This is a genomic window from Micromonospora sp. NPDC051196, from assembly GCF_040682415.1.
Classification (GTDB): domain Bacteria; phylum Actinomycetota; class Actinomycetes; order Mycobacteriales; family Micromonosporaceae; genus Micromonospora.
In genome coordinates this window covers 1-12,439 of sequence record NZ_JBFBAY010000010.1, presented here as the reverse complement: position 1 = coordinate 12,439, position 12,439 = coordinate 1, and the positions used below count along the sequence as shown (strand labels likewise).

At 70.4% G+C, this 12,439-nt stretch carries 12 protein-coding genes; 10 read left to right on the top strand and 2 right to left on the bottom strand.

All coding sequences use genetic code 11. From position 1 onward, the window contains the following. Nucleotides 1–3: 3 nt before the first annotated feature. The 10 genes from AB0M35_RS19485 (at nt 4) to AB0M35_RS19440 (ending at nt 10,231) form a co-directional block, all read left to right on the top strand. Entirely contained in the window at nt 4–2,268 is a 2,265-nt protein-coding gene (locus AB0M35_RS19485; protein WP_363746956.1) for a TOMM precursor leader peptide-binding protein, read from the top strand. Nucleotides 2,269–2,305: 37 nt separating this feature from the next. Continuing rightward, nucleotides 2,306–3,868 carry a SagB family peptide dehydrogenase gene (locus tag AB0M35_RS19480; protein WP_363746955.1) on the top strand — a complete coding sequence of 521 codons (1,563 nt, stop codon included), beginning with the start codon at nt 2,306–2,308 and terminating at the stop codon, nt 3,866–3,868. Beyond that, complete coding sequence (locus tag AB0M35_RS19475; RefSeq protein ID WP_363746954.1) at nt 3,865–4,797, top strand: ABC transporter ATP-binding protein; 933 nt, start codon at nt 3,865–3,867, stop codon at nt 4,795–4,797. The genes AB0M35_RS19480 and AB0M35_RS19475 overlap by 4 nt, the downstream gene beginning before the upstream one ends. Next, nucleotides 4,794–5,552, top strand: a complete 759-nt coding sequence (locus AB0M35_RS19470; protein WP_363746953.1) for an ABC transporter permease — start codon at nt 4,794–4,796, stop codon at nt 5,550–5,552. Before AB0M35_RS19475 ends, AB0M35_RS19470 begins: the two co-directional genes overlap by 4 nt. Before the next feature lie 97 nt (nt 5,553–5,649). Next, on the top strand, nt 5,650–6,807 hold the full coding sequence (locus tag AB0M35_RS19465) for a histidine kinase (protein ID WP_363746952.1): 1,158 nt from the start codon (nt 5,650–5,652) through the stop codon (nt 6,805–6,807). Next, entirely contained in the window at nt 6,804–7,415 is a 612-nt protein-coding gene (locus AB0M35_RS19460) for a response regulator transcription factor (RefSeq protein WP_363746951.1), read from the top strand. The genes AB0M35_RS19465 and AB0M35_RS19460 overlap by 4 nt, the downstream gene beginning before the upstream one ends. Nucleotides 7,416–7,709: 294 nt before the next feature. Further along, complete coding sequence (locus tag AB0M35_RS19455; protein ID WP_363746950.1) at nt 7,710–8,048, top strand: TIGR04351 family putative TOMM peptide; 339 nt, start codon at nt 7,710–7,712, stop codon at nt 8,046–8,048. Nucleotides 8,049–8,147: 99 nt separating this feature from the next. Next, the gene (locus AB0M35_RS19450) at nt 8,148–8,420 is read left to right on the top strand and encodes a TIGR04351 family putative TOMM peptide (RefSeq protein WP_363746949.1); all 273 of its coding nucleotides are present in this window, start codon (nt 8,148–8,150) and stop codon (nt 8,418–8,420) included. Between the two features lies 1 nt (nt 8,421). After that, complete coding sequence (locus tag AB0M35_RS19445; protein ID WP_363746948.1) at nt 8,422–9,588, top strand: sensor histidine kinase; 1,167 nt, start codon at nt 8,422–8,424, stop codon at nt 9,586–9,588. 16 nt (nt 9,589–9,604) lie between these two features. Beyond that, nucleotides 9,605–10,231, top strand: coding sequence for a response regulator transcription factor (locus tag AB0M35_RS19440; protein ID WP_363746947.1), 627 nt, complete (start codon nt 9,605–9,607; stop codon nt 10,229–10,231). A gap of 13 nt (nt 10,232–10,244) precedes the next feature. Here the strand turns inward: AB0M35_RS19440 and AB0M35_RS19435 are convergent, their stop codons facing one another. Continuing rightward, a complete protein-coding gene (locus AB0M35_RS19435) occupies nt 10,245–10,973 on the bottom strand; it encodes a DNA alkylation repair protein (RefSeq protein WP_363746946.1) in 729 nt (242 codons plus the stop codon). Between the two features lie 32 nt (nt 10,974–11,005). Next, nucleotides 11,006–12,205, bottom strand: a complete 1,200-nt coding sequence (locus AB0M35_RS19430; RefSeq protein WP_363746945.1) for an RtcB family protein — start codon at nt 12,203–12,205, stop codon at nt 11,006–11,008. Nucleotides 12,206–12,439: the final 234 nt, after the last annotated feature.

Sequence of the window (12,439 nt, the reverse complement as noted above, 5' to 3'; positions counted from 1 at the left end):
TCCATGACCATCCGTCCACGGGTACGCCGGAACCTGCGTGTGGAGAACGTGCCCGGCGAAGCCGTTTACGTGTTCTCCGAGCGTGGCCACCAGGTCATCGAGGGTGAGCTGACCGAGCGGGTCATGCCGCTGCTGGACGGCAAGCACGACGTCGACGACGTGCTCGACGCGCTCGACGACGAACCGCCGGAGCGCGTGCTCTTCCTCATCGAGCGGTTGGTCCGGATGGGGATCGTGCTCCGGGTCGATCCCGAACTGCCGCAGCGCGAGTCGGCCTTCTGGGACATGGCCGGGTCCAGCGCCGAAGTCGTCGCCGACAAGCTGTCTGCGGCCACGGTCGGCCTGTCGGTCGTCGGCGAGGTCGACCCGGAGCCGCTGCTGGCCGCGCTCGGGGCGGCCGGCCTGCGGGTCAGGCCGGCGGTCGCCGGTGGCACCTCCGAGGTCGACCTGTCGGTGGTGGCCACCGACAACTACCTCAACCCGGAGCTGGCCGAGCAGAACGACGCGGCACTGCGCAGCGGCCGCCCGTGGTTGCTGACCAAGCCGATCGGTTCGGTGCTGTGGATCGGCCCGACGTTCAAGCCGGCGAGCCGGACGCACGGCTGCTGGGCGTGCGTGGCGTTCCGGCTGGCCGGGCACCGGCAGGTCGACGAGTATCTGCGCGACAAGCTCGAACACGTCGGCCCGCTGCGGGTGCCGCTGGCCGACCTGCCGACCACCCGGGAGATCGGCGCGCGGCTGACCGCGCTGGAGGCGGTCAAACACCTTGCCGGCCTCGCCACCGAGCAGGAGGACGGCATCCTCACTCTCGACACGATCTATCTCGACACCCAGCGGCATCCGCTGCACCGCCGCCCGCAGTGCCCGTCCTGCGGTGAACCGGAGCTGGTCGCCCGGCGGTTCGCCGCACCGGTACGCCTGGCGTCACGGACGAAGACCTACACCGGCGACGGCGGGCACCGGGCCCAGCGTCCCGACGAGGTGCTGGCCCGCTACTCCCCGCAGGTCAGCTCGGTCACCGGCGTGGTACGCGAGCTGCGTCCCTTCGCCACCGGCCGGGAGTTCGTCAAGGGGTACTACGCCGGGCACAACTTCGCTCGCCGGGTGCACAACCTGCGGCACCTGCGCAGCGGACTGCGCAGCATGGCGGCCGGCAAGGGCACCACCGACACCCAGGCCCGGGCCAGCGCGATCTGCGAGGCCATCGAGCGCTACAGCGGGCTGTACGTCGGCGACGAGCCTCGGATCACCGCCACCTCGGCGGAGTTGGGCGACCGGGCGCTGGCCCCGAACGACCTGCAGCTCTACAGTCCTCGGCAGCACGAGAACCGGGTCGCATGGAACGCGGCACAACGGTCGAGTTTCCAGATCGTCTGCGACCCGTTGCCGGCCGACCGGCCGATCGAATGGAGCCCGGTCTGGTCGCTGACCCACGAGCGGCACTTCCACGTGCCGACCGCACACCTGTACTTCCAGTACCCGAGCCGGCCCGGTGAGCTGTTCGCATCGGCCTGTTCCAACGGCAACGCCGCCGGGTCCAGCATCGAGGACGCCGTGCTGCAGGGCTTCCTGGAACTGGTCGAGCGCGACAGCGTCGCACTGTGGTGGTACAACCGGCTGAACATGCCCCGGTTCGACCTGGACAGCTTCGGCGAGCCGTGGTTCGACGAGTTCCGGGAGGTCTACGCCGGGCTCAACCGCGACCTGTGGGTGCTCGACCTGACCGCCGACCTCGGCATCCCGGTCGCCGCAGCGATCAGCCGGCGCACGGACAAGCCTGCCGAGGACATCCTGATGGCCTTCGGCGCCCACCTGGACGCGAAGACCGCGGTGCAACGGGCGCTGAGCGAGATGAACCAGTTCCTTCCGGCGGTCATCGACGTGCAGCCCGACGGCACCGGCTACGCCTATCCGGACCCGGTCCAGCAGGGCTGGTGGCGACACGCCACGCTGGCCACGGAGGGTTACCTGGCACCGTCGGCGCAGGTGTCGACCGTGGCGACGCACCGCAACCTGGCCTCCGCCGACCTCAAGGACGACGTGGACACCGTACGCGGGCTCGTCGAGCGGGCCGGCATGCAGATGCTGGTGCTCGATCAGACCCGGCCCGACCTGGAACTGCCGGTGGTCAAGGTCATCGTGCCCGGTATGCGGCACTTCTGGGCCCGGTTCGGCGCCGGACGGCTCTACGACGTACCGGTCCGGCTCGGTTGGCTCGACCAACCCACGCCGGAGGACGCCCTGAACCCCATTCCGATGTTCCTGTGACCGGCGGCATGTTCCGTCCCTGGTTTGGAGGGGTGCGATGACCCTGACACAGTCGACCCGGCCGTACGAACGACTCCTACGGCTGGAACCGACGAGCAGACTGGTGCCCGGCGGCGGGCAGCTCACCCTGTGGTCCCGGCACGGCCGGGCCGCCGTCGGCGAACGCGACCTGCCCATGGTCGCGGTGCTTGAGGCGCTCGCCGCGAAAGAGGTGACACCGACCGATCTGGAACGTCTGGCGCTGGCCACCGCCGGGGCCACCGGAACGGACGACGAGATCGCCGTACTGGCCCGGCTGCACTGGCTGCTGGACCGGATCGGCAGCGCGCTGGAGCAGCAGCTCGGCCCGGCCGGTGAACCGGGCTGGCTGCGGGTCACCGCACTGACCAGTGACCTCCGCTTCACCCCTGCCCCGTACCAGGGGGACGGTCCGGTGGCGCTGTCCCGGCTGGCACTGCTGCGCCGCCGCGACGGCCAACTGGTGGTCGAGTCGGGGCTCGCGCCGTTCCGGGTCACCGTGCTGCACGAACAGTCGCTCGCCCTCGTCGGCGCGCTCGCCGAGCCGCTCACCGTGCCGGAGCTGGCTGGTCGGCTGGGACTGGACGACACCGCGATCCGGCAACTGGTCGGCTTCCTCGCCGCCGCTGCGCTGACCGACGCGGTAGACCCGGCCGCCGACCAGTGGGACCTGCACGAGTTGTACTTCCACTCCCGCAGCCGGTGCGGGCGGACCGACGAGTCGTTCGGGGCCACTTTCCCGTTCGTCGACGTGCGGCCACCGCTGCCGGCGGTCAAGCCCGCCCCGGCCGGCCCCGCGCTGGTGCTGCCGCGACCGGACTTCGACGCGTTGCGGGCCAGCGACCCGCCACTGGTGCTGGTGCAGGAGGCGCGCCGTTCGGTGCGGGGATTCGGCGCCGAGCCGATGACCTTGGCGCAACTGGCCGAGTTCCTCTACCGGGTCGGTCGGGTCCGCTCGGTGTACGGACCCGACCACGACAACCGGATGCCGTACGAGGGTGTCGATCGGCCGTACCCGACCGGAGGCGCCTCGGGTGACCTGGAGATCTACGTCACCGCGCACCGGGTGGCCGGTCTGGCGCGGGCCGCCTACCACTACGACGCCGGGGAGCACCGGCTGATCCGGGTCTGCGACGATCCGACGCTGATCCAGGGGCTGCTCGCCGGTGCCGCGCAGGCCACCGGTGGAGCCCCCACACCGGACGCGCTGATCACCTTCACCTCCCGCTTCGGCCGGATGACCTGGAAGTACGACGCGATGGGGTACGCCGCCACGCTCAAGCACGTCGGCGTCGCGTACCAGACCGCGTACCTGGTCGCCACCGCGATGGGACTGGCTCCGTGCGGCCTCGGCAGCGGGGACGCCCACCTGTCGGCCCGGGTCTTCGGGCTGGACTGGCAGGTCGAGTCGTCGGTCGGCGAATTCATGCTCGGCAGCCTGCCGCGCTGGGCTGACGGTACCGATCCGCACCAGGGCCGGACCAACTGGCGCGGCGCCAACGACCCGGACTGGGCGCAGCGGGCCGGACAGCTGCTCAGCGCCGCCCGCCACGACCGCGCCGTGCCGGAGGAGCCGTCATGATCGAGGTGGACGACCTGACGGTGGCGTACGGCTCGGTGCGGGCGGTGCAAGGGGTGAGTTTCCACGTCGCGGCCGGCGAGGTGGTGGCTCTGCTGGGCCGCAACGGCGCCGGGAAGACCAGCACGATGCAGGTGTTGGCCGGGCACCGGGCGGCGACCTCGGGGCGGGTCCGGGTGGCCGGCGGTGACCCGTTCAAGGACCGGGCGACGGTACGCCGCAGCGTCGGCATCATGTTGCAGGAGGCCGGCTTCCTCGGTGAGTTGACCGTCGCGGAGACGGTACGGGCGTGGCGCCGGTTCGGCAGAAATCCGCTGTCCCCCGACGAGGTGCTCGATCTGGTGGATCTGCGAGCCCAGGCCCGCATCCGGGTCGGCCGGTTGTCCGGCGGGCAGCGGCGCCGGTTGGATCTCGCGCTGGCGATACTGCACCGGCCCCGGGTGCTGTTCCTCGACGAGCCGACCACCGGGCTGGACCCGGAGGCCCGGCACAACACCTGGGAGGTCATCGAGGGGTTGGCCGCCGGTGGCACGACGGTCCTGCTCACCACCCACTATCTGGAGGAGGCCGAGCGGCTGGCCGGGCGGGTGTTGATGCTGGAGGCCGGGCGGCTGACGGTCTCGGGGGACCTGCCGACCGTACTCTCGGCCGGGGCCGGCACGGTCAGTTTCGCGGCGGACCGGCTGCCGGACGACCTGCCGGCCGACTGGCCGGCCGAGTACTCCGCCGGCCGGGTCGTGATCCGTACCCGCACGCCGGACGACACGGCCGCCGAGGTGTTCGCCTGGGCGGCGGCCCGTGGCCGGGTGTTGCCGCAGGTGGCGGTCCGACCGGCCAGTCTGGAGGAGGTCTACCTGGGGCTGGTCGACCGAGGCTCCGATCGGCAACGCGGCCCGGTCGATTCCGTGCCGCAGGAAGTGGGGCACCAATGAGCGCAGTGACGGTGGTCGGCGGCTCGGTGGCGGTGTGGCGACTGGAGCAGCGATTGTTCTGGCGCAACCGGGCCCTGGTGGTGCCGACGTTCCTGGTGCCGGTGGCGATGTGCGTCAGCATCCCGTTCACCGTGCCGGCGGGCCTCGACTGGGACGGGGTGCCCTACCGGGGGCACTTCCTGACCGCCATGATCGCCATGATCACGGTGTACTCCACGTTCACCACCCTGGTGGTGACCCTGACCAGCCGCCGGGACGCGTTGATTCTCAAACGGTTGCGCGGGACCGAGCTGTCCGACCGGTCGATCCTGGCCGGCAACGTGCTCACCGCGTACGTCCTCAGTGGGTTGCAGTTGGGGTTGCTGCTGGCGATCGGGCTGGTCGCCCTGGGCGTGCCGGCTCCGGAGAATCCGCTCCTGCTGGTGGTCGCCCTCGCTTACGGGACTGCGGTGTTCGCCGTGTTGGCGGCGGCTTACACGGCTCTCATCCCTAATGCAGAGAGCGCTCAGATTCTCTGCATTCCGGTGTTGTTCGCCTGTTTCGCCTGCTCGGGAATATTCGTTCCGCTATCGGTCTTCCCGGACTGGTTGCAGACGTTGGCGGAACTGCTGCCGGTGACCGCCCTGGTCGACGCGGTCCGAGCGGCGTTCTACGGCGGTGGCGCTCTACCGCTGGACGCGGCGGTGCTCGGAGTCTGGTGGGCGGTGGGTCTGATCGCCACCCGCCGCTTCTTTCGCTGGGAAGGAAAGCGGTAAGGCGGCCGAATAACGGCATCTGTTCGGCTGGTTGCTGTCCCCATCGATGAATGTGAGGATTTATTGGCAAGTGCTTGGGGGTAGATGGATGGTCGACGTGGGTCCTACACCCCATGCGGAGAGCGCGACGACGGGCGTGGCGGTGCGGACCGCGCAGACGCTGGTCTTCCTCCTCTCGATCGCCTACCTCAGCATCCCCGCATCGCGGGTGATCACCACTCAGACGGCGCCGAACGCCGGACTGGCCCTGCTCGCCCTCACCGGTGTGGCGCTGCTGCAGTTCCGGCACACCTGGCACGGGCTGCGCGGAGAACCGCCGGTCACCTGGTCGTGGACCCTGCTGCTACAGGCGATCCTGTCGTACGCGCCGGCTCCGCTGGCCGGCGACGCATGGCTGGGGGTGCCGTCCTTCCTGGCCGCCTCGGCGCTGATCACCCTGCGTTCGCCGCTGTCCTATGTCGCCTACCTCGGGGTGGTCGTGGCGGAGGTCCCGTTCGCCCTGCTCGTCCACGAGGAGCAGGGCGACGTCGCGTACGCCACGCTCGGCGTCGCGTTGACCGGCGCGGTGGTCTTCGGCTTCGTCAAGATGGCGACCCTGGTGTGGGAGGTGCACCGGTTGCGCTCCACCCTCGCGCACCGGGCCGTCGACGTCGAGCGGCTGCGCTTCGCCCGCGACCTGCACGACGTGCTCGGGCACCAGCTGTGCGCCATCGCGCTCAAGGGTGAGTTGGCCGCCGCCGTCCTGCGTACCCGGCCGGAGGCCGCCGAACGGGAGATCGACGAGGTGATCGGGCTGGCCCGGGAGGCGCATCGCGACATCCGGGAGGTGGTGGCCGGGTACCGCAGCGTCTCGCTCGCCGGCGAGATGACCGGGGTGACCTCGGTACTCACCTCGGCCGGCATCACGTGCGATGTGGACGCTGTGCCGCTGGACACGCTGCCGCCCGACGCCGCCACCCCATTGGCCTTCGCCCTGCGGGAGGGCGCCACCAACGTGTTGCGGCACAGTACCGCCCGGCACTGCTCGATCACCTTGCGGGCGCAGGACGACGGCCTCAGGCTGCGGATCGTCAACGACGGCGTGCCCTCCGGACCGCCTCACCCGGCCGGCAGCGGCTTGGACGGCCTGCGTGAGCGCCTGCTCGAACTGGACGGGCGACTGCACGCCGGCCCGCTCGGTGGCGGATCTTTCGAACTGGTGGTCTTCGTGCCGAGCACGGTCACGGAGGCAGCGATGGTGGAGGCAATTCGATGATCAGGATCCTGCTGGCCGAGGACATGCACATGGTTCGCGGCGCGCTCGTCGCGCTGCTGTCATTGGAGGCGGATCTCGAAGTGGTGGCGGAGGTTGCCGAGGGCACCGCGATCCTGCCCAACGCGCTGGCGCACCGGCCCGACGTGGCCGTACTCGACATCGGACTGCCCGGCATCGACGGCCTGGCGGCGGCCAGCGTGTTGAGCCAACAGTTGCCGGCGTGCCGGGCCATCATCCTGACCAGTCACGCCGACTCGGCGAACATCGCCCGGGCGATGTTGGCCGGGGTCTCCGGCTTCCTGCCCAAGGACGCGCCGCCGGCCCGGTTGGCCGACGCGATACGTCGGGTGCACCGGGGCGAGCGGGTGATCGACTCTGAGATCGTCGTGGCGGCGTTCCACCATGGCCCCAACCCGCTGACCGAGCGGGAGCGCGACGTCCTCTCCCACGTCGCCAAGGGCTCCGACGTGTCCGACGTCGCCGCGAAGCTCTATCTCGCACCGGGGACCGTGCGCAACTACCTGTCGGCCATCATGTCGAAGATCGGGGCCCGCAACCGGGTGGACGCGATCCGCATCGCCCGCGACCGGGGCTGGATCAGCGCCTGACCAGCTTCTGACCGCACCCTGCGGACAGGAGGGTGAGGTCGGTCGTGCCCGCGATCCGGCGATCGACATGACACTCGTCATGTGCAGATCGTGTCGATGATTACTGTTTAGCTGCACCGACGGGACGCCACCATGGGTATGGCCGATCCGCCGGAGAGCAGCAGACCGGTGACTCTTCGGAGGCGGCCCGGTGATCGCAATCCCGCGCCCACCGGAGCAGCGGACAGTCCAGATGTCCGCTCCTCGCACATCCGCGAGCGCCGGCCCCGCTGGCGCGGTACGAGGAGGATCGTCATGGCCGAAGGGATCTACGTCCTGTCGGACGAGGACCGCCGGAAGTTTGCCAAGATCGTGTCGAGCGCCTGGTCCGACACCGCGTTCGCCGACCGCTACCAGACCAGCCCCTACGACGTGCTGGCCGAGCACGGCATCGACTACCCCGCCGCGGTGGCCCCGCCGCTGCTGCCGCCGAAGCCGAGCGGCGAGCTGAGCATGGAGGCGCTGGAGGCCGTCGCCGCCGGCGCCGCCGAGGGCACGCTGGGCAGCGCGAGCTCCATCAGCACCATCGGTGGCACCGCCTTCACCGCCAGCACCGCCGGCACGTTCGGCATCGAAGAGCCGATCGTCAACTGACGAACACGCCTGGGGCGCCCCGCGCAGCCTGCCCGCTGTCCCCCGTCAGCGCCAGGCAGCGCGGGGCGCCCCAGCCGATCGCGTGGAAGGGATAAACCGATGGCCCCAGTACCGGCGGAACACCGTACCCGCTTTGCTCGGTTGGTCGCCGACGCGTGGTCCGATCCCACCCTCGCCAACCGATACCAGCTCGACCCCACCGCAGTACTCACCGAATACGGCATTGTGCTCGGTGACGGCGACGAGATCCCCGACCTGCCGCCCGCCCCGGGCGAACTCGCGGTCGAGGACCTCAGCACCACGGCCGGCGCGGCGATGGCCACGATCGGCACCGTCAGCTGCCCAGGAGCCTGCGTCGGAATGAGCGCCTGAGATGGCGACCGGGCACGTTGCCATCACCCCGGCGGCGGGCACGGGATCGCCCGCCGCCGGGCAGGTCCGCCGGGCCCGGGCGGTCGTGGTCACCCGTACCGTCGCGTACGTCTTCACCGTCGCCATGCTCGCCTTCGGTCTACTGCCCATCGTCGCCGGGGTCACCGACGGCCGCCCCTGGTGGGTGGTGATCGTCGGAGCCGTCGGCTTCGCGGTCGTCGCCACCGCCTTCATCCGGTTGGTCACCCACGCGATGCGCCAGCCGTGGAGCAATCGCAGGCGCCACGACGCCCTGCTGATAACCGGCATCGTGCTGCTGCTGCCAGTGCTCGTCGACCAGCACTGGCAGGTGATCGGCTTCCTGGCGCTCGCCGCCGTAGCGGTCACCTTCCGTCCCCGGCACGGCCTGCTCCTGTCCGCCGCGGTGCTCGTCCTGATCACGGTGGAACGGATCGTGCTCGACACTCCGGGCGTCGTCTTCCTGACCGTGCAGGACGTGCTCACGGGCGCCGCGCTGGCCGGCATCATCGTGCTGGTCGCGTTCATCGAGGAACTGTTCGCCGCCCGGGCCGAGGTCGCCCGCCTCGCCGTCGACGCGGAGCGCGTCCGGTTCGCCCGCGACCTGCACGACACCCTGGGACACAATCTCTCCGCCATCGCGCTCAAGAGTGAACTCGCCCTGCGACTGCTCGATCGAGACTCGGTGCGTGCCCGGTCGGAGCTGGACGACGTGTACAGCATCGCCCGTGAGTCACTGCGCGACGTCCGTACCGTGGTCAAGGGCTACCGTCGCGACTCGCTGCAACGGGAGTTGGAGGGCGTCCAGTCGGTGCTGGTCGCCGCCGGTGTCCGGTGCGAAGTCGCGACGCCGGCCGCGACGCTGCCCGCACCGGTCGAGGAAGTACTCGCCTGGGCCGTCCGTGAGGCGGCGACCAACCTGCTTCGCCACAGCAGTGCCAGCAAGTGCCGCATCAGCATGCGACGCTCGGAGGACGAGGTACGCCTCGACGTCGCCAACGACGGCGCGGCCACCCCCGCTACCACCGAAGACATCGGTGGCAGCGGACTCACCGGCCTGGCCGAGCGGCTGGCCCCGCTGGGCGGGAGCCTCACCGCCGGTCACCGCGCCGGCGGAGAATTCGTCCTCACCGTGCTCATACCTTGCTGAGAACCGAGGAGAAGCCATGATCAGCGTGTTGGTGGCTGAGGATCAGAACCTTATCCGGGGTGCGTTGGTGGCCCTGATGTCGTTGGAGAGCGACATCAGGGTCGTGGCGGAGACCGAGCGCGGTGACACCATCCTGGCTGAGATCGAACAGCACCGGCCGGACGTCGCGGTGGTCGACATCGACCTGCCCGGCATGGACGGGATCGTCGCCGCGCAGCGCCTCAAGGACGCCGGCTCGCCGGTCCGCATCCTGGTCCTGACCAGCGTCGGCACGCCGGGCAACTTCGACCGGGCCATGCAGGCCGGGGTGGCCGGTTTCCTGGTCAAGGACGCGCCGAGCGAGCGACTGTGCCGCGCCATCCGGGACGTGCACGCCGGGCGGCGGGTCATCGACATCGAACTCGCCGACAGCAGTTCCGCGCCGACCGGGGCGGTCGAACGCCCTCGCATCGGCCCGCTGACCCAGCGCGAACGCGGCATCCTGGCCGCGCTGCACGACGGCACGCCGGTGCCGGCGCTGCGTTCCATCTTCGGGTTGTCCAGTGCAACGCTGCAGGCGCACGTCGTGGCAGCCGTGTCGAAAACCGGGGCCCCCGACCCGCATGAGGCGGCCCGGGTGGCGTACAACAACGGCTGGCTGTAGCCCACTCCCCGGCTCACGATCCTTGCGGCGGCGTGATCGTCCCGGTCAGATACTGCCGGCGCCGCTGGGGTCCGAACTTCTCGATCGCGTACCGCAACATCACCCGGGGCATGTCCCGGTACCACCGGGACAGGAACTCCTCCGCCGCCGCCCGGTCCCGGTTGCCCACCTCGCGCAGCATCCAGCCGACCGCCTTGTGGACAAGATCGTGCGGGTCACCCAGCAACCGCTCGCTGAGCCGGAAGGTCCACTCGAAGTCACCGGCCTTGATGAAGGCGAAGGTCGCCATGATGGCGATCCGTCGCTCCCACACCAGGTCCGACGCGGCCAAGCGATCGAGTACGCCGCGGTCCTTGTCGATCAGCCAGGGTCCGACGAGGTACGGCGCGCACGAGTCCACCAGGTCCCAGTTGTTGATCCGATCCGTGTTGGCAAGGACCAGGCGGAAGATGGCGCCGCGTTCCGCCTCGTCGCCCCTGGCGAACTTGCGCACCAGGATGAAGATCGCGGTCAGCCGCTCCTCGTGCACGTCACCGCCCAACAGCAGCGCCGCAGCATCGAGCGGCAGGTCACGCCAGTACCGGCCGACCACCTTCCGCTGCTCCGGCACGGTGACACCGATGGCCCGGTCGCCCTCGCCGTAACCACCGGGCACCATCTGCAGGTACCGGCTCACCCCCGCCGCCCGGTCCGGATCGGCGAGAGCGGCGAGGGCGTGACGAACTTCCGCAGCGCTGGCCATGACCGTGCGGCCCCCTGTCATCCCGGCGTCGGTCAGCCCTTCACACAGACCACCTGCTTGAGGTGGGCCACCACCTCGACCAGGTCGTCCTGCTGGGCCATCACCTCGGCGATGTCCTTGTACGCGCCGGGGATCTCGTCGACCACCCCGGCGTCCTTGCGGCACTCCACTCCCGACGTCTGCTCCGCCAGGTCTTCGGTGCTGTACGTCCGCTTGGCCTGGGCGCGCGACATCCGCCGCCCCGCCCCGTGGGAGGCCGAGCAGTACGCTGCCTCGTTGCCCTTGCCACGCACGATGTACGACCCGGTGCCCATCGACCCGGGGATGATGCCCAGGTCACCGGTGCCGGCCCGGATCGCACCCTTGCGGGTGACCAGCACATCCACTCCGTCGTAACGCTCCTCGGCCACGTAGTTGTGGTGGCAGCTGATCGGCTCGTCGTAGCTGACCTGTGGGAACCGGTCCCGTACCAGGTTCATCAGCACGGCGAGCATGACCGCCCGGTTGCGCCGCGCGTACTCCTGCGCCCACCACAGGTCCCGGCGGTAGGCGTCCATCTCCGGCGTGCCGGTGAGGAAGACCGCCAGGTCCCGGTCGGGCAGATCGGCGTTGTGCGGCAGCCGCCGGGCCACCGCCATGTGCCGCTCGGCCAGTTCCTTGCCGATGTTGCGCGACCCGGAGTGCAGCATCAGCCAGACCCGGCCGGCGTCGGCGCCGCCGGACTCCAGGCAGACCTCGATGAAGTGGTTGCCGCCGCCGAGGGTGCCCAACTGCCGGCGGGCCCGCGTCTCAAGCTGCGCCACCCGGCGATCCAGGTCGGCGAAGCGCTGCCAGAAGTCGGCCCAGCCGCGCTGCTCCAGACCCCGGACCCGACGCGGGTCGACCGGGTTCTCGCGCTGGGCGAAGCCGACCGGGATGGCGTCCTCGATGGCCCGACGCAGCCCGGCGAGGTCGTCGGGCAGGTCGGCGGCGGTCAGCGAGGTGCGTACCGCCGACATGCCGCAACCGATGTCCACGCCGACGGCCGCCGGTGACACGGCCTGCCGCATCGCGATCACCGAGCCGACCGTGGCCCCCTTGCCGAAGTGCACGTCCGGCATCACCGCGACCCCCTGCACCCACGGCAACACCCCGATGTTGCGCAGCTGCCGAGCCGCCTGCTCCTCGATCCCGTACGGATCCGTCCAGACCCGCACCGGTGCCCGCGTCCCCGCAAGCACACTGAACCCCATGATGCTCTCCTAGATAACGCCGATCTTGCACCTCTGGTCGCCGATACATCACTTCTGCGGCATGTGTCCCGACAGTAAGTGCATGATCGACGCGCGGGTTGAGCGGTGCGTGCGGCGTGGTGGGTGGTGTGGGGAGAGGGTAGAGCCCGCCACGATCCCGCAGAACACGCAGCCCGCCATCGCCCCAGGCTAGGGCACCTGCCCGGTCCCGTCGCTCACCACAGGCTGGCGGGC